Genomic DNA, 20,547 nt, shown 5'->3' with positions numbered 1-20,547 from the left:
GCGGTTCAGTCGAACAGAACCTTGAGTTGGTCCAGCTTGAGCTTGCCGGTGGTCGTGCGCGGAATGTCTTCTTCGCGCACGAACACGAAGCGACGCGGCACCTTGTAGCTCGAGATGGTGTCGCGCAGCATGGTGCGCAGCATTTCCGGATCGGGTTCCACTCCCTCGGCAGGCACCACCGCCGCGGCGACGATCTGGCCGAACTCTTCATCCGGCAATCCGGTGACGACGCAATTGGCAACGCCGGGCAGTTCGCGCAAGGCGGCTTCGACTTCCAGGCGGGAGACGTTCGCCGCACGGGTCTTGATCATGTCGTTGCGGCGGGCGACGAAGGTCAGGTATCCGTCTTCGTCGATCCGCACGAGATCCCCGGTCGGGTAATAGCCGTCCGGCGTGAACACCTCGCAGCGCCGCTTGCCATAGAACCCGCTCATCAACGCGCCGCCGCGCAGTTGCAGTTCGCCCAGTTCTCCCGGGGGCACTTCGGCCCCTGTTTCAGGGTCGACGACGCGGCGCTCGTAGCCATTGACGGTTCGCCCCGATGCGCCGGGCTTGTCGTCCGGCAGGCGCACGTTGATCGGCTCGGCGCTGTGGGGGGCGAAAGTCTCGCTCATGCCCAGCATGTTCGATTGCAGGTGTGGGGGGATCGGGTTCCCCTCGGCGTCGCGGAATGGGCCGAGGCCGACGATAGCATCGACATCGATGCCCTGTTCGCTGGCCATGGCGCGTAGCCGGATCAGGCCGTCGCCCCAGCCATTGAGGCGATCGACGGCGCATGTCCGGATCGTCTCCAGCACCACCTCCAGGTCGGGAGAGGCGGGATAGACCAGCGTCGCGCCCTGGCTGAGGACCTGCATTGCCATGGCCATGCCACCGAGCCAGAACGCCGGCAGCATCGGCAGCATGCGGTCGCCTTCCTTGACGAGGAACAGCTTGGCCAGTTCGGGCGGATGGCGCGTGACGTTCCACTGAGAATGCACCACCGCCTTGGGCAGAGAAGTGCTGCCCGAGGTGTAGACGATCACCGCTTCGTCAGCGGGCGAGACTTGCGCTTCGATGGCAGCGAGAAGGTCCTTCCCCGGTGCACCGGGGGCGTCGGCCAGGGCCTGAAGGTCGGCGATTGCGTCGCACCAGTCCAGCCCGGCGGAGTCGTCCATCCACACGCGGCGCAAGTAAGGTGCATCCGTCACGTGCAGATTGGCAGGCGTGGCCGCGGCAAGTCCCGGCAATGCCGCTTCCAGCTTTTCCCCGTAGTCGTGCCCCAGAAAGCGCCGTGCGGACAGCAGAAAGCGCACGTCGCTGTTGCGCAGCATGTGGGCGAGTTCTTTCGGGCTTGCCAGAGTGCTGATGCACGTCAGCAGCGCGCCTATGCGCAGGCTGGCCAGGTACGCGGTGATCCAGAAGATACCATCCGGGGCCAGCAGGGCTATGCGGGTCCCCTTGCCTGCGCCTGCCGCTATCAAAGCGCGGGCGAGGTTGGCGCTGCGCTCGTCCAGTTCGCGGTAGCTGATCGTCTCGGCAACCGTGGCAATGGCATCTGCTTCGCCGCGGCGGGCGACCACCTCAGCGAGCAGGGCGGGGATGGTCGAGGGCCGCGTAGCGTCCGAATTTCGGGCAGGCATGCATTCTCCCATTGGCTGCCTGCGCATCCTTGCCTGTCGCTCGATACGGGGTCACCGCCCTTGCGTGGAACAGCCCTATGCTTCGTTCCAACCGCAGTTGGCTGCACAAGGAGCGGCGAGGTATCTCAGGCCTGAGGCAGGGCCGGTGGCGTGAATTCAGAGCCGGGCAAGTACGCCGGCGGTGTCGTGGTCGAGCATGGCCATCGTGGTGCGCATCGCGTTCACGGTGTTCACGGCCTCGGCCTGATAGTGCGATTCCGTCGTGATCCAGATGAAATAGCCATAGAGCAGCAGCACTGCATATTGCTGCATGGCCTCGTCGAAACCGGGCGCCGGTGCGCCCGCCCGTTCGAGTTCATCGAGATAGTGCCGCACCAGGGCGCCTTCCCACTTCGGCCGGTCCGCGACGTCCAGCGAGCCGGAGATGTGGTAGGCTACTTCGAGCATGCCAGGGCCGCGGCTCGCGAGGGTATCAAGGAAACCGGGCGTGCCGTCGGGTTCGATATAGAGGTTGCCCAGGTGAATGTCGCCGTGAAGGACACAATGCGGCAGTTCGCCGGCGTAGGCCTTCATCCTGGCCCAGCTATCCACCAGCCATTCGCGCTCTTGGAAAAGCCGTGAGGTGGCGACGCCGCGCGGCGCGGCCATGAACCTGGCCCAATTTTCCGGCGAGCTCTTTTCGTCGAAGAAGTCCTGCATGATGGCGAAGAACTCCGGGAGGTCGCCCCAGCGACCGCCGGGCCCGATCTCGGGACTGGCCCAGGTCGCGGCGTGGAACCGGGCGAGGTAGCCGAGACGCCGGGCGATTTGTTCGTGGGTCTGCGGCCGGGTCGCGTGGCAGAACTCCACGCCTTTGGCGACCAGGTCTTCCATGATGATGATGCCCTGCTTTTCCCGGTCGTCGTATTCGGCGAAGTAGCAATCGGGGTGGGGCAGGGGGACGTGCGGATAGACGTCGCGATAGCCGCGCACCTCACGTTCGTGCATCTGGTGGTAGCGGCGCCCGTGTTCTTCGAAGCCGCCTTTCACGATGATGAGTTCGGGAATGCCCGCCGCAACGGCAGCTTCGTCCCTGTCGAGTTTCAGCCGAATCTTGCTGCATGTGGAAAAGACCGTGTCGACGACCTCGCAGGACCGAATCGTGACTCCGGGCGTGCGGGTTCGAAGGGCCGTCGTCAGCCATCCGGCGGTCACGCCGTCGACGGTAACCGGCAATGGAAAGGGGCTTGCTTCGGTCATGCAATCTCCGGTCCTGCAATGCAGCGTGGCGTATCTCTTTGACTTCATGCTTAGAGCGGGATGAGGCCCGGGCACGAGGGGCGAGGCTAGGACATTTCGGGCCGCTGTTCTCAGCCGGCGGCCTTGCCAGTCTTACGGCTATGTGACAGCCTTCCGCCTGGCTTGAAGGCCGTCGACGACACCACTAGCCGGACTTGCCGGTTCGGCATCTAGATTCAAAGGTGTTTCTGTCATGCGAAAAGGGCTGTTTCGGACGCAATTGCCTGGCATCGGAGAGTGCGCCCGAGTCGACATGAGCGCCGGGGACGCCGCCCCTTATCTGGAGCGCGACATGTACGTCCTGCTTGGCTTCGAGCCGGGCTTCGATCAGCTTCCCGAACGACCGCGCAACAGCGACAAGGCGACAGGCGCGCTCTGGTCGGATTGGCGCTGACCACAGAACCGCTTCACATTGGGAAGATCGTGACCCCGCGCGTCAGGCGGCCTGACGCGGAACCGCCGCCGTGGCGGCATAAGTGGCGAACAGATCCTCGAAATGCTCGTCCATGGTGCGGGCGGTCGTCGCCGGCCGGGGACGGGAGATCGCCGCCGCCCGGATCGCCTGGGCAGCGGATGCCGGATCGCATGCGGTATAGGAGAAGCCGGCGCCGTCCTGGGCATGGTCCAGGGCTCCACCGGCATCCGGGACCACCACCGGTACGCCGCTGGCACGCGCTTCGGCTGCGACCATGCAGAACGTTTCCGCTTCGCACCCGTGGACCAGCGCGTCAGCGCTCGCAAGAATGCGAGCAAAGCGGCGGCGATCCCGCTCCGGGCTGAGCAGTCGGATATGGGGGTTGCCGGAAATGTGGCGCAGGATCATGCGTTGCTCGCGCCCTTCGCCGAGCATGACGAGTCCGATCGGCGTGTCGCGGCTTGCGGCGTTGACCGCATCGACGACCATGGGCCACCGCTTTTCCGGAGCGAGCCGTCCAACCGCGAGCAGGAGAGTGGCGGTTTCCGGCAGTTCGCAGGCCTGCAGCAAACGGGCCCGCAGGCCGGCATCGCGCAAGTCCGGCGAGAAGCAGCCAGGTTCGACGCCCATAGCGATCGTTGCGGTATTGGCGACACCGCCGTCCCGCAGCCGCCTTGCCAGATCGGCGTTGGCGCAGACCACGTGATCGAAACGCCGGCTGTTGCGGCGCAGGTGTTCCCAGAACATCGAAAACTGGCGATCGATCGTTTCGCGCGAGAAGATCGGACCGAACCACCTGTAGGCATAGGCCGACAGGGGATCGGCATGCATGACGAGACTGCGCGGTGCCGCTCCCGGCCAATCGGCCACGAGGCTGGCGCTGCGCCAGGGCGAGGTCGCTTCGACGAAGTCGGGCGCCTCGGCATCGAGAACGGCATGGAGCCGCTCGGCCTCGTTGAAATACCAGTACTTGCGGTCGAGCGGAAAGCGAGGGCTCCGCAGGAAGACGATACGCGCGCCCGGGCCGCGCTCGATCACGGAATCCTCGTCTCCGGGCGCCACGATCACGATCTCGTGGCCGAGTTGCGGGCCGATCTTGAGCTTCTGCTCGACGTAGGTTCGCACGCCGCCGCCGCGCGGCGAATAGAAAGCGCATACGTCCACGATCTTCATCGGATTATCGGTCCTTCCGCAGCGGCGCCACGCCCAGGCCATGGCGGTAGTTGAGAACGATGGTGATGTGCGTCAGCCCGTCGCCGGCACGGGCGCTGGCCTTGCTGGCCTTGGGCTTGCCCCAGCCGAGGTGGGGGTTTCCGGCAAAGCCGATCCCGTCGATCGTCCAGTTGAACTTGCGGTTCTCGTTGCGGTCGTGGAGCAGGCTGACGGCATAGGTTCCCGGCCCGGGCAGCCGGATGCACAACTGCGGCTCGGTCCCGGCAGGCACCGGTACTTCGACCCGCCGAAAGGTCTTGCCGGCGCTTATCAGGATGTTGTCGTCTTCGAGGAAATCGTCGTCGTTTGCCGGATAGACCTCGAGCTTGAGGTTGCCCTTGTGATCCTTGAGGCCGGCCACGGTGACGAGAAATGCCGGACCGGGCTCGTTTGGCCGGCACTGTCCTTCGGCCTTGCCAAGGTCCGGCGTCGACGGGATGGTCGCCGCGGCCAGAAGCGGAAGGGCGAGGGCGGATAACAACGGGACTGCCGCAGCAGGCATTAACGCTTCTCCGGATTGGCGAGGTCGTTGATGGCAATCACGCTGCCCAGCAGCAGGTGGGTGGCCAGGATCAGGCCGGCCATCAGCGTCATGAGTGCGGCGATATCGTGCTCATGGCCCAGCACGACCACGGCGATCCCGGCGAAGAGCAGATCCTTGTTGGGCATCAGCGGCAGGCGCGAGACCAGCAGGCGCAGGGTCGACAGGTATAGCCACCACGACAGCGGAACGGCGGGAAGGACGAGGTGCCACAGGACGGCCGAGAGCACGGCGGACAGGATGATGCGGGCCAGATGCATCCGCGTGATCATCATCAGGTCGGCGCGGGCCAAGGTGAAGACCCGCCGCCGGAAGATCATCGCGGCCATCGAGATGGCGAGGATGACGCCCAGCGACAGCGCGAGGGTGCGCGTGTCGATCCCGAGCCGGGTATGCCCGAGGATCGGCAGCATGACGACCAGCAGGACCATGGTCACGGCATTGCCGGTGATGGCGGAAAGGATGGCCACGTCCTTGACGGCACCGAAAGGCGCCGCGTCGAGCGAGACCCGACGCCGCGCCCAGGTGTAGAAATAGGCCTCGCCCAGATAGCCCAGCAGCAGTTCGTTATAGACCTTCTTGCGCAGGAGGGCGACGAAACCGGCGGCGGGAATGCTCCAGAGACGCTGGAATATCAGCCATTCGCTGGCCGGCGCGACGAGATAGGCCGCGGCAAAGACCAGCCAGAAGGCAGGGCTGGCGGGCACCATGGACAGCAGGCGGCTGACGTCCAGGCCGCCCATCTCGTGGACCACCGCGGCGATCACGCCCAGCGAAAGCAGCACCGAAAAGATGGCATTGCGACCGCGGTGCGTGTTGCGATCCTGCGGCCTCAATTCGATCCTGGAGGTCACATCGACAGCCGGCATCTCGGAGGCCATGGCGACAGAAGGTTCGGGCACAAAATTCTCCGGCAGCTTGGGCTGTTCAATGCAGCGGATGGCGCGAGGCACGCGGCGACATGAGCTTCAGGTTGCGCTGCCGTTCCGCCTTGCTGCGGTGGCAACGCCTGACGTCCGCCATCATGTCGAGATAGCGCTGGGCAGCGCTTTCCATCTCGTAGCCGGCGGCAATGGTTCGGGCTCGGTGGGAATCGGTCTGGAATCGGCGGATGCGGACAAGGCCATCGGCAAAAGCCGCCTCATCGCCGCGGCGCACGAGAATGCCGGTGCGGCCCTCGTCGAGCAGGCACGACATGCTGACGCAGCAGTCTGTTGCCAGCACCGGTAGCCCGGCCGCCAGCGCCTCGACGACGACACCGGGCAGCCCTTCGTAGTCGGAACTCAGGACGAAGGCGTCGGCTTCCGCCAGCAAGGGATCGATGCTGGCGAGGTGGCCGGGAAACCTTACGCGCTCTGCAATGCCCAGTTCGGCCGCAAGCTGGCCCAGCGCCTTGCGTTCCGGGCCTTCGCCGGCAATCGTGAGGGTGTCGTGCGGGCGGGAGGCTCGCGCGAAGGCGCGCAGCAGCATGGCGAAGTTCTTTTGCGGCACGAGCCGTCCGGCAGCGAGATAGGACGTCTGCCAGACCGAGTTCGTCCGCCGCTCGATCCTGCCGAGGTGTTTCAGCCGCTTGCGCGTGATTACCGGATTGGCGATGACCGGGACGTGCCCGATCGACGCTAGCGTGGCCTTGCAGATTTCGCGTTGCATCGGTTCGGACAGGCTCACGAGGCGATCGAACATGGCACCTTGCACGCGAAGCCAGCTTTCATAGCCGCGCCGCAGAATGGGTTGCATGTCCGGACGGTCGAGCGTGTTGCTGATCTTGAGCACCATGGGCGGCGCGTGTTCGCCCAGCAGCACCTTCATCGCGGCGCCGACGATCGCATAGGTGTTGCCCGGGCAGAACACCACGTCGCAACGGTGCCGCAGAAGGTAGGTGAACAGGCTGTGCACCATCCAGGGCGTTTCCCAGGATGCCGTCGGCATGCGGGTGGGAATCTGCCAGTACTCAAGTGGCGGCGCGGAGCAGAGATTGGGGCTGCCGGATCGGCCCAGCACCACCGTGACCGCATGACCGGCCTGCTTCCATTCCATGGCGAGACCCAGCGCCACGCGCTCCACGCCCCCGGGATCGAGACTGTGAATGGGTATCACTATGCTGAGAGGTCTCTGCATGTTCGATCTGACGCCGCCACCATGTGCATTCCGCAGTTTGCAGAAGGCGATTTTTACGATTTCGCTGGCCCTCTATGGCGCGAGGATTTCCGGTTTGTGACGGCACCGGGCGCTGTCACCGGGCCGACGCAATGCGGCCTCGCGACGGTCATGAATCTACCCCAGGTTCCTGAATTTCTGCGTAAGCGGAAGGGCGGTGCGATTTCGCGAAATGCCTGAGCGTCCGGTCGATGCTGGACAGCAGGGCGTCCTTCCTGACGTCGCCGGGGTGGACGGCAATCCGCACCGTTCGCAGCGCCGACAGCGTTTGCCGTGCCAGCGCGGCGAAAGCGATTGAAGATGCGGTGCGCACGGTCGAACGGCTTGCCCAGGTAATCACCGGACCTTTCGCCAGAACGGCATCACCGCGCGGGTTCCATACCTTCCAGTGGTCTTCTGCCAGCGCAAAACCGGCCTTTGCCAGAGCTGCCTGCGCGCCCTGGCCATAGAGCCACGCCGGCGCGATGAAACCGGCACTCGGCCGGCCGATGATGTCCTCGATAAGGGCCTTGCCGTCGGTCATGCGGGCAAGCGCCGTCGTCTCGTCGAGGCCGAGAAATTCGCCTTCGCCGGCAGTCATGTGCCGGGCCTTGAAACTGGCGGTTCCGCTGTGTTCGGCTGTGTCGCGATGGAACCAGCCATGCACGAACATTTCCACCCCGGCATCGGACCACGCGCGCAGCTTGGCCTGGAATGGGCGGTCTTGCCGCAACGGGTGCTGTCCCCAGTGATCGGGTACGACCAGCATGGCGAAACGTGGTCCGCCCAACCGCAAGTCGAGCAGGGCGCAGAGCTGTTCTACCTGACGGTCGAAGCCGGGACCGACATCGTGGATCGATGCCAGAAGGCGCTTGGATGGGGAGGGCGTGGGCATGGCGTTCATCTAGGATCCGTCCATGACGACGCCGCGACAGTCCCGCGTCCTCAGTCCGGCATCCAGGTCAACCGCCCATGACCTCTTCGAGAGCCTCGCTGGCTTCGAGCCACGCCATTTCCGCTTCTTCCAGCTCCGCAGCGACCTGCGTGTGGCGCTTGCCGATTTCCCCGATCCCCAGTCCCTTGAGGTCGCCCGTGGCGGCAGCCGGATCGACCAGCGCGGCGTCGAGCCTGCCCAGTTGCTCCTGCAAGCGGTTCATCCGAGTTTCCGCTTCAGTGACCTTGCGGCGCAGGGCCTTGAGCTCTTCACGCGCGACGGCGCCCGCCTTGCGTTGCGGCTTGTCGTCCGCCTTGCCCGGCTTTTCCTCGGCGCGGGGCTGGTTCCGGCCGAGCACGAAATCGATGTAGTCCTCCATCGAGCCATCGTAATTCGCGGCCGTGCCGCCATCGACGAGCACGAGCCGATCGGCCGTCAATTCGACCATGTGCCGATCGTGGCTGACGAGGATGACGGCACCCTCGAAGGCATTGAGCGCCTGCACCAGAGCCTCGCGGGCATCGACGTCGAGGTGGTTGGTCGGCTCGTCGAGGATGAGAAGGTGCGGCGCATCGCGCGTGACCAGCGCCAAAGCCAGCCGCGCGCGTTCGCCGCCGGAAAGCGTCTTGGTCTCGGCGGTGGCACGCTCGCCGGAAAAGCCGAAACGGCCGAGCTGGCTGCGCACGGCGAGCGGGGGCTTGCCTTCCATCGAACGGGTCATCAGCTCGAGCGGGGTGGAACCGGCGGGCAACTCCTCCACCTGATACTGCGTGAAGTAGCCGATGCGGATCTTGGGCGAGAAGCTGACTTCGCCTTCCATCGGATCGAGCTGCCGCGCCAACAGGCGTGCCAGCGTGGTCTTGCCATTGCCGTTACGGCCGAGCAGGGCGATGCGGTCCTCCGGATCGATGCGCAGATTTAGCCGGCGCAGCACCGGATTGTCCTCGGTGTATCCCACGGCCGCGCGATCGAGTGTCACCAGCGGCGGACGCAATTCATCCGGGCTGGGGAAGTCGAATGTCATCGAGGGATCGTCGACCATCGCCGCTATGGGCTGCATCTTTGCCAGCATCTTGGCGCGGGACTGGGCTTGCTTGGCAGTGGAGGCGCGGGCGGAATTTCGCGCGACATAGTCCGCCAGCTTCTTGCGCTGCGCTTCCTGATTGGCGCGGGCGGCTTCGGCCTGGGCGGCGCGTTCCGCCCTCAGTCGCTCGAAGCTGTCGTACGTGCCGGGATAGAGTGTCAGCCTGCCTGCCTGCAGGTGCAGGATGTGGTCGACCACAGTGTTGAGCAGATCGCGTTCGTGGCTGATCACCAGCAGGGTGCCGGGATAGTTCTGCAGGAAGCTCTCCAGCCACAAGGTCGCTTCAAGGTCCAGGTGGTTCGACGGTTCGTCGAGCAGCAGCACGTCCGGTGCGGAGAACAGCAGCGCGGCCAGGGCGACGCGCATTTTCCATCCGCCTGAAAACGCGTCAAGCGGTCGCGCCTGCATCTCCTCGTCAAAGCCGAGTCCGACGAGAATGCGCGCTGCCCGGGCTGGCGCGGCATAGGCATCGATGGCAATCAGCCGCTCGTGCACGTCGCCAAGACGATGGGGATCGGTGCAGGTTTCGGATTCCGCGAGCAGGGCGGTTCGTTCCGTATCCGCTTCCAGCACCGCCTCGAACGGCGTTCGCATGCCGCTCGGTGCTTCCTGCGCAATATAGCCCAGACGGGCTCTGCGCGGGATGTCGATCGCCCCGCCATCGGGTTCGAGTTCGCCGATGATCGTCTTCACCAGGGTCGACTTGCCGGCGCCGTTGCGGCCGATCAGGCCGATCTTGCCGCCCTGCGGCAGCGTGGCGCTCGCTCCGTCGAGGATGGTGCGTCCGCCAAGGCGCACCGTGATGTCTCGGATCGTCAACATGGCGGCGGCGCCTAGCAGGGGAGACGGCAAAGCCCAAGTCCGAGTTGGGCGTGAGCGTTCAGGCTGCTCGCTCGCGGGCGATGGCTTCGAGGCCGCCCATGGCGAATGTGTGCAAATGGTCCACCAGTAGCTTCTCGGGCAATTGCATCAGCTGGTTTGTCAGCGGTGTGGGTATGCGTCCGACGACGAAGAGTACCGCGCAGGGGGCGCCGACGCTGATGAGGCATCGCACGAGGCTGGGGTCGCCGACGGGTATCCCGGTGATCTCCGACAGCAGACCGGCCACCATCCGGAACTTGGGGGGCATTTCCTCAGTGAAAAGAACGTCGAGATGGGATGAGGGGGACAGCAGTTCGCGGGCCAGCACATGAGCGTTCCAACCGCGTTTGCCCACGGCGCGCGAGACGATCAGTTCGATGATCTGCCGCAGTCTGGTTTCGGCCGGAGCGTCGGCGCGGACAATCGTTTCCAGTTCGGCAAGGCTGACCAGACGGCGATGGGCTTCGGCAAGGACGGCGGCATAGAGGCCGTCGCGGGTTCCGAAATGATAATTGATCGAGGCCAAGTCTACGCCGGCCCGGGCTGCTATGGCCTTGCTCGTTGTCTCGGCGAAACCCTGTTGGCCGAAAAGTTGCCCGGCCGCTTCCACGATCCTTGCCCTGGTGGCATCGCCGTCGGTACGCGAGCCGCGCATCGGCCGGGCAGGAACGAGAGTGGCTTCGGGTGTCTCCATTGCGTCTGGACACTACTGCACTATCAATTTAAATTCAATTTAGATTAGGCCCGGGACTCGGGCGGCTCTTCCTGCATCACGCGGTTTCGGGATCGATCATTGATGAAGAAACGCCTTCCTGCGCTCGTCGTGCTGGCAATAGCCGTGGTTGCCGTGATCCTGTGGTTGCTGCTGCGTAGCCACGACAATCCGAATACCCTCGAATTGCACGGTAACGTCGACGTGCGGCAAATCTCGCTCGCCTTCGACGGCAGCGGCAGGATCGAGACCCTCAAAGTGGAAGAGGGCGACCATGTAGAGAAGGGCGATCTGCTGGCCGTGCTCGATACCAGCACGCTCGCACTGGAAGCGCGGCAAGCCCAAGCCAAGGTTGCAGCCGACCGGCAAAACGTCCTGCGCATGGAGAACGGTACGCGACCCGAGGAAGTTCGCCAGGCCCGGGATCGCCTTGCCGCGGCAGAAGCCGATGCAGCCCGCACGGCCGCCGATCTCGCCCGATTGAGGCAGGTCGCGGAAACGACCGATGGTCGCGGCGTGAGCGGGCAGGAACTGGACCGTGCTGCCAGCGCCGCCAAGGCCGCCACGGCGCAGGCGCGGGAAGCGCGCGAGGCCTTGCAGCTGGCGTTAAAGGGCCCGCGCGCAGAGGACGTTGCGGCAGCGCGCGCGCAGCTGGAGGCAGGAAAGGCTGCGCTGGCCCTGACACGCCATCGCATCGACCAGGGCGAATTGCGGGCGCCGGAAGCCGCCGTGGTGCGTTCGCGATTGCTTCAGGTGGGCGACATGGCTTCACCGCAGCGGCCGGTCTACGAACTCGCGCTGACCGATCCCAAATGGGTGCGCGTCTACGTGAATGAGGAGAATCTGGGGCGCGTCAAGCCGGGCATGCCCGCGCAGGTGACTACGGACAGCGCGCCCGACCGGCCGATACGCGGAACCGTCGGCTATATATCGTCGGTCGCCGAATTCACGCCCAAGTCCGTCGAGACCGAAGACCTGAGAACGGCCCTGGTCTACGAGGTCCGTGTGCGGGTGGAGGACAAGGCAGGAGTTCTGCGGCTTGGACAGCCGGTGACGGTGACGCTTCACCTCGGGGCCGCGAAGTGACCGAGACGCCGCCAAGCGTCGTCATCGAGGGATTGAGCAAGAGGTTCGATGGTCCGGACGGCAAGCCGTTCGAGGCGATCGACAACATGTCGTTGACGATCCGGCCGGGCACTCTGGCCGCTTTCGTGGGCCCGGACGGCTCTGGCAAGACGACCCTGATGCGCATGATGGCGGGGCTGCTGCAGCCCGACGACGGATCGCTGCACGTGCTGGGGATCGATCTCGCCGAGGATCCGCAGGCGGTGCAGAACCGCATCAGCTACATGCCCCAGCGCTTCGGCCTCTACGAAGACCTTTCCGTCCAGGAAAACCTCGATCTCTATGCCGACCTGCATGGTGTGCCCCAGGACGTTCGCAGCGAACGGTTCTCGCGCCTGCTGGCCATGACAGACCTCGCCCATTTTACCGGCAGACCGGCAGGCAAGCTTTCCGGCGGGATGAAACAGAAGCTGGGCCTTGCCTGCACGCTTGTGCGCGTGCCCGACTTGCTTCTGCTCGACGAGCCCAGTGTGGGCGTCGACCCGCTCTCGCGCCGTGATCTTTGGGAGATCATCAAGCAGTTGATCGCGGAAGAAGGGCTCAGCGTCATTGTCAGCACCGCCTACATGGACGAGGCGGGGCGTTGCGACCATGTCTTCGTGCTGAATGGCGGGCGCCTTCTGGCCGAGGGTACCCCTGCCGACCTCACGGCGCGGGCCAAGGGTCTGACTTATGTCGTGACGCCGCAAGACGGGGTGCCGGCGCGCAATCTTCAGGCACGCCTCATCGATGCGCCGGACCTCGTCGTCGATGCGGTTCCCGCCGGCGGACGGGTGCATTTCATCCGGCAGCCAGATAGCGACGAGGCCCGGTTGCATGCGCTGCTGCCGGATTGCGATCCGCAGCCGCGCAAGGAGGAGTTGGAGGACGCTTTCATGCTCCTGCTTCATCAGCAAGATACGCCCGGGCAGGATGCCTCCACCCCGCCGCCCCTGGCGTCGCAGGAGATTCACGGACCGACCAACGGGCATGGGGAAGGGCCGGTTATTCTCGTGCGCGATCTGGTTCGCCGCTTTGGCGATTTCACGGCCGTTGCAAACACCAGTTTCGATGTCGCGCGCGGCGAAATCTTCGGACTTCTCGGGCCGAATGGCGCCGGCAAGACGACGACCTTTCGGATGCTGTGCGGCCTGCTTCCGGCCACGAGCGGGGAATTGCAGGTGGCCGGGGTGAACTTGCGCACCGCGCGTTCCGCGGCCCGCGCGCGCATTGGCTACGTGGCGCAGAAATTTGCGCTCTATTCCAATCTGACGGTCTATGAAAATCTCGATTTCTTCGGCGGTGCCTACGGGTTGAGGGGCGCGCGCAGGCGCAAGCGCGTCGAGGAGATCATCTGCCAGTTCGAACTCGACCCTTCGGCGCAGAGCGGCAACCTGCCGCTGGGATACAAGCAGCGTCTGGCGATGGCCGCAGGCCTGCTGCACGAGCCGGAGATCCTGTTTCTCGACGAGCCGACCAGCGGCATCGATCCGCTCGCGCGCCGGGCGTTCTGGCGCACCATCACGGCTCTGGCTCAAGCCGGAGTGACAGTGGTCGTGACCACGCACTTCATGGAAGAGGCCGAATACTGCGATCGCATTGCGATACAGGACGCCGGCCGCCTGCTGGCGATCGGCACGCCGCAACAGGTCCGCGAGGAATCGGGGCTCGAGGGCGGCCACATGAACGAGGCCTTCATCGCCATCGTCGAAAAGGCCAGGGCCGAAGAAGGTCAGGCGCAGGAGGCGGCGTGAACCATTCCGCGTTTCTTACCCGCCTGATCGCGTTGATCCGCAAGGAGACGCGCCAGATGCTGCGGGACCGCAGCAACTTGCTGGTCGGCCTCCTGCTGCCGGTGGGGTTGATCCTGCTGTTCGGATACGGCCTGTCTTTCGACGTCAAGAACGCGCCGGTCGCCATCGTGATGGAAGACACGTCTGCCGCCGCGCGCGAAGCCGTATCGGGCATCGAGGGCTCGCGGTATCTCGTCCCGGTGAGGACCACCTCGATGCGCGAGGCCGAGGATCTGCTGACGTCCGGCAGGGTCGATGCCATCGTGCGCGTCCCTATCGACTTCGCACAAGCCCAGGCCCGCGGCGATGCGCGCATCCAGCTCATCCTCAACGGCATCGATTCGACCACGGCGCGTAGCCTGGAAGCCTATGTCGGCGGCGCGCTCGGCACCGTTTCGCTGCGACGGTTGGACAGGGGGACGGGTGTTCCCGGGAGCTCCGGAAGCGTGGAGATCGTGCAGCGGACCTGGTTCAACGAGGCCGGCATAAGCACGTGGTACCTGGTGCCCGGACTGGTTGTCCTGATCATGACCCTCGTCGGTGCTTTCCTCACGTCGATGCTGATCGCGCGCGAGTGGGAGCGCGGCACGCTGGAAGCCTTGTTCGTCACGCCCGTGCGGCCGCTTGAACTCGTGCTCGCCAAGCTCGCGCCCTACCTGCTGGTTGGCGTGGTCGACTTGGCGATCTGCATCGTGGCGGCGCGCGTGCTGTTCCAGGTTCCGATACGCGGATCGCTGCTGGCGATATTTCTGACGTCGGTCGCCTATCTGATCGTTTCGCTGCTGCTGGGGCTGTTCATTTCCGGCATCACGCGAAACCAGTTCGCGGCCAGCCAGATGGCTTTGCTCACCAGTTTCATGCCGGCACTGATGCTGTCCGGTTTCGTGTTCGATCTTCGCAACGTGCCGCTGGTCGTGAAGATCGTGAGCCAGATCGTCCCGGCAACGCACTTCATGGGGGTCATCAAGACGCTCTTTCTGGCGGGCACCAACTGGACGATGGTCGCGCAAAGCTGCGCCATCATGTTGGGCTATGCGCTTTTGCTGCTTGCGCTTACCTGGCGCACGGTGCGCAAGAGGCTGGACTGACCCGATGGGAAGCTTCATCGCCAACCTCGCCCAGATCATCGCGCTCTGCCGCAAGGAAATCGTCGCGCTGCTCAAGGATCCGGCGAACCGGGTCATCCTTGTCGGGCCGGCGCTGATCCAGTCGATGCTGTTCGGCTATGCCGCAACTTTCGACCTCAAGTACGTCCCCTATGCCGTGCTGGACCAGAGCCACAGTGCGGCATCGACGGATTTTCTCTCGCACTTGGAGGGAACCGGCATTTTCCGGCGCGAAGCGACTCTCGCCAATCCGCACCAGATCGGTCAGGTGATCGAGGAGGGCAGGGTATTGATGGTTGTCAGCATCCCGACGGATTTCGCCGACCGCCTGGCCATGGGCAGGCGGGCGCCGGTGCAGATCATTCTCGATGGCCGCAACTCGACCACGGCCGGGGCCGCGGCAGGGTACGTCAATGCCGTCACCACGTCGTTCAACGAGGCACGCGGCGTGGCGTCCCCCGTCACCGTGGTGCGGAGGGCCTGGTTCAATCCCAATCTCGATTCCCGCTGGCAGATCATGCCGGCCATGATCGCCACGCTCAGCATGCTGCAGACGCTGCTGCTGGCGGCGCTGTCCGTCGCACGCGAGCGGGAGCAGGGCACCTTCGACCAATTGCTCGTGACACCATTGACGCCGCTGCAGATCCTCGTCGGCAAGGCGGTTCCCTCGGTGCTCGTGGGAGTCATGCAATCGACGATCGTGTTGCTGATTGTCCGCTTCTGGTTCGAGATCCCCATGGCGGGCTCCTTGTGGCTTTTCTATCTCGGCCTGTTCAGTTTCACCGGGGCCTCGGTCGGTATCGGCATGTCGATTTCGGCACTGTCGCTCAACATGCAGCAGGCGATGCTCTACACGTTTCTCGTGATCATGCCGCTCACGCTGCTGTCGGGGTTGATTACGCCGGTGCGCAACATGCCGGAAGTGCTCCAGGTGCTGACATACGTGAACCCGCTGCGTTTTGGCGTCGATCTGGTGCGCCGGGTCTATCTCGAAGGCGCCGGGTTGCTCGATGTGGCGCCCGATTTCCTGCCCCTGGTGGTCGTGGCCGGCGTGACGCTGCCGCTGGCCGCCTGGCTGTTTCGCCACCGTCTCGCATGATGAATACAGGAACCACGAGCATGACCGCTCTCAGCAAGGTGTCGATCCTCGCTCTTTCGCTCGCCCTGCTTTCACTGCCTGGCTGCACGGTCGGGCCGGATTTCGCTCCGCCCAAGACGGCTGCGCCGCAGGATTGGTCGAGCTGGCGCAGCGGCGATGCCTCGCTGGTCGCGCCCGTCGCGGCCGAAGCGAAAATCCCCGCAGACTGGTGGACAGTGTTCGATGACGCGGTCCTCGATCGACTCGAGCGCGAGGCGCTCGCGGCCAGTCCGGATATCGAGACGGCAGCCCTGCATTACGCCCAGGCCCGTGTTCAACTGGAAGGCGCAGGCGCTGCAGGCGCGCCGCAAGTCAACGCCAGTGCCGATGTCACTCGCAACCGCCAAAGCGAGTATGGCGCTTCGACCCGCCTGTTCGACGCGCTCGGGGCGGATCGCGATACGCTTGCGAAGTTCCTTTCCCAGCCTTTCACGCTCTATCGCGGCGGTTTCGATGCCTCTTGGGAACTGGACTTGTGGGGCAAGGTACGCCGGACGATCGAACAGGCCGGAGCGCGAACCTCGCAACAGCGGGCCCTGCTCGATCTCGCCCGCCTCAGTGTCACCAGCGAAGTGGCGCGCGGCTATTTCGACTTGCGCACGACCCAGCGGGAAATCGCCATCGCGCAGGACGACATAGGCTTGCTCAAGGATCGTGTGGGCCTGGTTGCAGCCCGGGTCGAGGGGGGGCTCGATGATCACGCCACCCTTCGACAGGAAGAAGCGCGGCTCAATGGTCTGCAGGCCTCGTTGCCGGCGCTCAAGGCCCGGGAAGCGACGCAAATCAATCGCATCGCGGTGCTGCTCGGCAAGCATCCGGGCGAACTCGATGCCGAGCTTGCGTATCGGGGCAAGGCAATGTCGGAATTGCCGGACCTGTCATTGGGCATGCCCTCGCAAGTCGCCATCAACCGTCCTGACGTGCGCGCGGCCCTTGCCAAACTTCATGCTGCCACGGCCGGAATCGGTGTCGCGACTGCCGATCTCTATCCCAGCATTCGCCTGGGCGGGGGATTCAATCTGGAATCCTACCGCAGCGAAAACCTGTTCGATTGGGCAAGTCGGTCGTGGTCGATAGGGCCCAGCATCAACTTGCCATTGTTCGACGGCGGGCGCCGGCGCACAGTGGTGAAGCTGCGCAAGCTCGAGGCGCGCGAGGCGGCAGTCGATTATCAGCGCACCGTCCTGAAGGCGTGGCAGGAGATAGACGATGCGCTCAGCGGCTACACGTCGGACCGGCAACAGCACGAGCGCCTGACGGCGCGCGCGCGCAACACCGCCGATACCCGCGACCTCATTGAAGCCCGCTACCGGGCCGGGGCTATCAATTACCTGCCTGTCATCGAGGCCCGGCGTGCGCATCTGCAGGCACTGCGCGATCTTGCCGAGAACGAGGGTCGCCTGCGTATCCGCTTTGTCGCTCTGAACAAGGCCATAGGAAATGCACCCGAGGAAGAGCCGGCAACCACGGATGGTGCACCCTGAGAACGGGTGTGGTGTCGCGGACAAACACTATCGGCCGAGTTATCAACACCTAACGCGCCACATATGCGACGAGCCGAATGGTGCAATCATGGGCCGGAACGGACGAATCCTGTAAGCAATTGTGCTTGCAACGCGGAATCACTTGTGATTCTATCAACCTCATGAGGACCATGCGGCACGAACCGGGCATCGCCAAGGAAAGACTCTTTCGGGGGCTCGCGCTTGCCGTGCTGTGTCTCATGGGCGTGTTTGCGGTCGCCGGTCCCAGCGGGATCATCGCCTGGGGCGAGAACCAGCGCCTTCTCGAACAACGTCAGGCGAAGCTGGCCGAGCTCAAGCTCGAACGCGCGCGACTCAAGAATCGCGTTCAGCTACTCAATCCCAAGGACGCGGATGCGGACCTTGCCGGAGAACTGCTGCGGAGCAATCTCAACGTTGCCCGGCCCGACGAAATGGTGATGTTGCTGCCCTGATGCGTCGCGTTGATCGCCGACGGCCTATAATATTTTGTGTCTCCGGGGTAATTTCTGTTCCTGCTCCTTCCGCTTTGGCGGGGCTTTGCCTATATCGCGCGTGAATCGATCGCACCAACGATTGGGAGCACCCGTTGCCCAAAGCCAAGAGTGACGCAAAGAACAGCGAAATCGCCGCAGGATCGCCCGGAGAGGAGGATGATTTCGCCCTTCGCAGTCTGCAGCAGACCCACGCCGAGGATCGCCGCTATTCCGCAAGCAAGGAAGAGCTTCTGCATTTTTACGAGCAGATGCTTCTCATCCGCCGCTTTGAGGAAAAGGCCGGCCAGTTGTATGGTCTGGGCCTGATCGGGGGCTTCTGCCACCTCTACATCGGCCAGGAAGCGGTTGCGGTCGGCCTCCAGTCCGCGCTCAAGGGCGGGCTGGACTCGGTCATAACCGGCTATCGCGATCACGGTCACATGCTGGCTTACGGCATCGACCCCAAGGTCATCATGGCCGAATTGACCGGCCGCCATTCCGGCATTTCCAAGGGCAAGGGCGGCTCGATGCATATGTTCAGCGTCGAGCACAAGTTCTTCGGCGGGCACGGCATCGTCGGTGCCCAGGTCCCGCTTGGCGCCGGCCTCGCCTTCGCGCACAAGTACAATGAGGATGGCGGCGTGACGCTCGCCTATTTCGGCGACGGCGCGGCCAACCAGGGCCAGGTCTACGAAAGCTTCAACATGGCCAGCCTGTGGAAGCTGCCGATCATCTTCGTGGTCGAGAACAATCAGTATGCCATGGGCACCGCGGTGAAGCGCGGCTCTGCCGAGACGCACTTCTACCGCCGCGGCACGGCGTTCCGCATTCCCGGCATGCAGGTGGACGGGATGGACGTCCTCGAAGTGCGCAAGGCTGCCGAGATCGCGCTAGAGCACGTACGCGGCGGAAATGGCCCGGTGCTGATGGAACTGAGCACCTACCGCTATCGCGGCCACTCGATGTCCGACCCGGCCAAGTACCGCAGCCGCGAGGAAGTGCAGGGGGTGCGGGAAAAGCGCGATCCCATCGAACATGCCAAGACCGAACTGATGGAGATGGGCGTGTCCGAAGCGAGCCTGAAGGATATCGACAAGCGCGTGCGCGCCACCGTGGCGGAAGCCGCAGATTTCGCTGAGAATTCGCCCGAACCTGAACTGTCCGAACTCTATACCGACGTACTGGTGGAGCGCTACTGATGGCGATCGAACTCAAGATGCCCGCGCTCTCTCCGACGATGGAAGAGGGCAAACTGGCCAAGTGGCTGGTCAAGGAAGGCGACGAAGTCAGTTCGGGCGATATCCTGGCCGAAATCGAAACCGACAAGGCGACGATGGAATTCGAAGCCGTCGACGAAGGCACGCTCGGCAAGATCCTGGTTCCCGAGGGCACCGAGGGCGTGAAGGTCGGCACCGTGATCGCCATGATCGCCGGCGAGGGCGAGGATGCTTCCGCGCTGGAAGCGCCGAAGGAACCCGAGCCCAAGGTCGAGGCGCAGCAGGTCAAGTCCGACGTGGTGCAGGAAAAGCCGGCCGATGGCGGTTCGGGCCAGCTTGCCAGCGATGCACGGCCCAAGGTCCGCGACCCGGAAGTCCCGCATGGCACCAACATGAAGACCTCGACGGTGCGCGAAGCGCTGCGCGATGCCATGGCCGAGGAAATGCGGCGCGACGAACGGGTTTTCGTGATGGGCGAGGAAGTCGCCGAGTACCAGGGCGCCTACAAGGTGACCCAGGGTCTGCTCGAAGAGTTCGGTCCCAAGCGTGTGATCGACACGCCGATCACCGAATACGGTTTTGCCGGCATCGGCACAGGTGCAGCCATGGGCGGCCTGCGCCCAATCGTCGAGTTCATGACGTTCAACTTCGCCATGCAGGCGATCGACCACATCATCAACTCGGCGGCCAAGACGAACTACATGTCCGGCGGCCAGATGCGCTGCCCGGTGGTGTTCCGAGGCCCCAACGGCGCGGCTGCCCGCGTCGGTGCACAGCACTCGCAGAATTACGGTCCGTGGTACGCCCATGTGCCCGGTCTGGTCGTCATCGCGCCCTACGACGCCTCCGACGCGAAGGGTCTGCTCAAGGCTGCGATCCGCTGCGAGGATCCGGTCGTGTTCCTGGAAAACGAGCTGGTCTACGGCCGCAACTTCGAACTGCCCGAGCTCGACGATCACGTCCTGCCAATCGGCAAGGCCCGGATCATGCGCGAGGGCAAGGACGTGACGATCGTTTCGTACTCGATCGGTGTCGGCATCGCGCTCGAAGCGGCCGAGACGCTTGCGGGCGAGGGGATCGATGCCGAGGTGCTCGACCTGCGCACGCTGCGTCCGCTCGACAAGGAAGCCGTGCTCGAAAGTCTCGCCAAGACCAACCGGGTCGTGGTGGCAGAGGAAGGCTTCCCGGTCTGCTCGATCGCATCGGAGATCGCGACGATCTGCATGGAGGAAGGCTTCGACAACCTAGACGCCCCGGTGCTGCGGGTCTGCAACGAGGACGTGCCGCTGCCCTATGCCGCAAACCTTGAAAAGGCGGCGCTGATCGACGCGACGCGCGTGGTCGAGGCAGTCAAGAAGGTCTGTTATCGCTGACGCGGCAGCCGGGCCGGTTCTACCAGCCGGCTCTCGATCCGGG

At 64.4% G+C, this 20,547-nt stretch carries 18 protein-coding genes; 9 read left to right on the top strand and 9 right to left on the bottom strand.

Annotation, left to right across the window (positions count from 1 at the left end; genetic code table 11):
- Positions 1–5: 5 nt before the first annotated feature.
- On the bottom strand, positions 6–1,622 hold the full coding sequence (locus tag LK12_RS12040; protein ID WP_039283952.1) for a class I adenylate-forming enzyme family protein: 1,617 nt from the start codon (positions 1,620–1,622) through the stop codon (positions 6–8).
- A gap of 156 nt (positions 1,623–1,778) precedes the next feature.
- Positions 1,779–2,861 carry a phosphotransferase gene (locus LK12_RS12035; protein ID WP_039283949.1) on the bottom strand — a complete coding sequence of 361 codons (1,083 nt, stop codon included), beginning with the start codon at positions 2,859–2,861 and terminating at the stop codon, positions 1,779–1,781.
- A gap of 292 nt (positions 2,862–3,153) precedes the next feature.
- Between LK12_RS12035 and LK12_RS12030 the strand changes: the two genes are divergently transcribed.
- Positions 3,154–3,294, top strand: a complete 141-nt coding sequence (locus tag LK12_RS12030; protein ID WP_231568336.1) for a hypothetical protein — start codon at positions 3,154–3,156, stop codon at positions 3,292–3,294.
- 42 nt (positions 3,295–3,336) lie between these two features.
- Here the strand turns inward: LK12_RS12030 and LK12_RS12025 are convergent, their stop codons facing one another.
- The 7 genes from LK12_RS12025 to LK12_RS11995 form a co-directional block, all read right to left on the bottom strand.
- Entirely contained in the window at positions 3,337–4,488 is a 1,152-nt protein-coding gene (locus LK12_RS12025) for a glycosyltransferase (protein ID WP_039283945.1), read from the bottom strand.
- Positions 4,489–4,492: 4 nt separating this feature from the next.
- On the bottom strand, positions 4,493–5,029 hold the full coding sequence (locus tag LK12_RS12020; protein WP_039283944.1) for a DUF2141 domain-containing protein: 537 nt from the start codon (positions 5,027–5,029) through the stop codon (positions 4,493–4,495).
- Positions 5,029–5,949 carry a hypothetical protein gene (locus LK12_RS12015; RefSeq protein ID WP_156135491.1) on the bottom strand — a complete coding sequence of 307 codons (921 nt, stop codon included), beginning with the start codon at positions 5,947–5,949 and terminating at the stop codon, positions 5,029–5,031. The genes LK12_RS12020 and LK12_RS12015 overlap by 1 nt, the downstream gene beginning before the upstream one ends.
- Positions 5,950–5,995: 46 nt before the next feature.
- The gene (locus LK12_RS12010) at positions 5,996–7,186 is read right to left on the bottom strand and encodes a glycosyltransferase (RefSeq protein WP_039283941.1); all 1,191 of its coding nucleotides are present in this window, start codon (positions 7,184–7,186) and stop codon (positions 5,996–5,998) included.
- Between the two features lie 148 nt (positions 7,187–7,334).
- Positions 7,335–8,108 (bottom strand): DUF2334 domain-containing protein, encoded by a 774-nt coding sequence (locus LK12_RS12005; RefSeq protein ID WP_231568335.1) that lies wholly within the window; start codon positions 8,106–8,108, stop codon positions 7,335–7,337.
- A gap of 58 nt (positions 8,109–8,166) precedes the next feature.
- Positions 8,167–10,044, bottom strand: a complete 1,878-nt coding sequence (locus LK12_RS12000; RefSeq protein WP_039283935.1) for an ABC-F family ATP-binding cassette domain-containing protein — start codon at positions 10,042–10,044, stop codon at positions 8,167–8,169.
- Between the two features lie 58 nt (positions 10,045–10,102).
- Positions 10,103–10,777: a TetR/AcrR family transcriptional regulator gene (locus tag LK12_RS11995; RefSeq protein ID WP_039283933.1), complete on the bottom strand. Its 675-nt coding sequence runs from the start codon at positions 10,775–10,777 to the stop codon at positions 10,103–10,105.
- A 102-nt stretch (positions 10,778–10,879) separates the two neighbouring features.
- Between LK12_RS11995 and LK12_RS11990 the strand changes: the two genes are divergently transcribed.
- From LK12_RS11990 to LK12_RS11955, 8 genes are all read left to right on the top strand, one after another.
- A complete protein-coding gene (locus tag LK12_RS11990; RefSeq protein ID WP_039283931.1) occupies positions 10,880–11,881 on the top strand; it encodes an HlyD family efflux transporter periplasmic adaptor subunit in 1,002 nt (333 codons plus the stop codon).
- Positions 11,878–13,653, top strand: a complete 1,776-nt coding sequence (locus LK12_RS11985; RefSeq protein WP_039283928.1) for an ATP-binding cassette domain-containing protein — start codon at positions 11,878–11,880, stop codon at positions 13,651–13,653. Before LK12_RS11990 ends, LK12_RS11985 begins: the two co-directional genes overlap by 4 nt.
- The gene (locus tag LK12_RS11980; RefSeq protein WP_039283925.1) at positions 13,650–14,780 is read left to right on the top strand and encodes an ABC transporter permease; all 1,131 of its coding nucleotides are present in this window, start codon (positions 13,650–13,652) and stop codon (positions 14,778–14,780) included. Before LK12_RS11985 ends, LK12_RS11980 begins: the two co-directional genes overlap by 4 nt.
- Before the next feature lie 4 nt (positions 14,781–14,784).
- Positions 14,785–15,897 carry an ABC transporter permease gene (locus tag LK12_RS11975; RefSeq protein ID WP_039283922.1) on the top strand — a complete coding sequence of 371 codons (1,113 nt, stop codon included), beginning with the start codon at positions 14,785–14,787 and terminating at the stop codon, positions 15,895–15,897.
- Positions 15,898–15,917: 20 nt separating this feature from the next.
- Positions 15,918–17,420 carry an efflux transporter outer membrane subunit gene (locus LK12_RS11970; protein WP_039283920.1) on the top strand — a complete coding sequence of 501 codons (1,503 nt, stop codon included), beginning with the start codon at positions 15,918–15,920 and terminating at the stop codon, positions 17,418–17,420.
- A 161-nt stretch (positions 17,421–17,581) separates the two neighbouring features.
- Positions 17,582–17,893 (top strand): FtsB family cell division protein, encoded by a 312-nt coding sequence (locus tag LK12_RS11965; protein WP_039283917.1) that lies wholly within the window; start codon positions 17,582–17,584, stop codon positions 17,891–17,893.
- Between the two features lie 134 nt (positions 17,894–18,027).
- Entirely contained in the window at positions 18,028–19,113 is a 1,086-nt protein-coding gene (gene pdhA, locus LK12_RS11960) for a pyruvate dehydrogenase (acetyl-transferring) E1 component subunit alpha (RefSeq protein WP_039283915.1), read from the top strand.
- On the top strand, positions 19,113–20,504 hold the full coding sequence (locus LK12_RS11955) for a pyruvate dehydrogenase complex E1 component subunit beta (protein ID WP_039283912.1): 1,392 nt from the start codon (positions 19,113–19,115) through the stop codon (positions 20,502–20,504). The genes pdhA and LK12_RS11955 overlap by 1 nt, the downstream gene beginning before the upstream one ends.
- Positions 20,505–20,547 lie beyond the last annotated feature (43 nt).

The sequence above is a fragment of the Novosphingobium malaysiense genome (genome assembly GCF_000802225.1).
Taxonomy (GTDB): Bacteria; Pseudomonadota; Alphaproteobacteria; order Sphingomonadales; family Sphingomonadaceae; genus Novosphingobium; species Novosphingobium malaysiense.
Note: the sequence above shows the minus strand (reverse complement) of the source record. Positions and strands in the feature narration are given on the sequence as shown.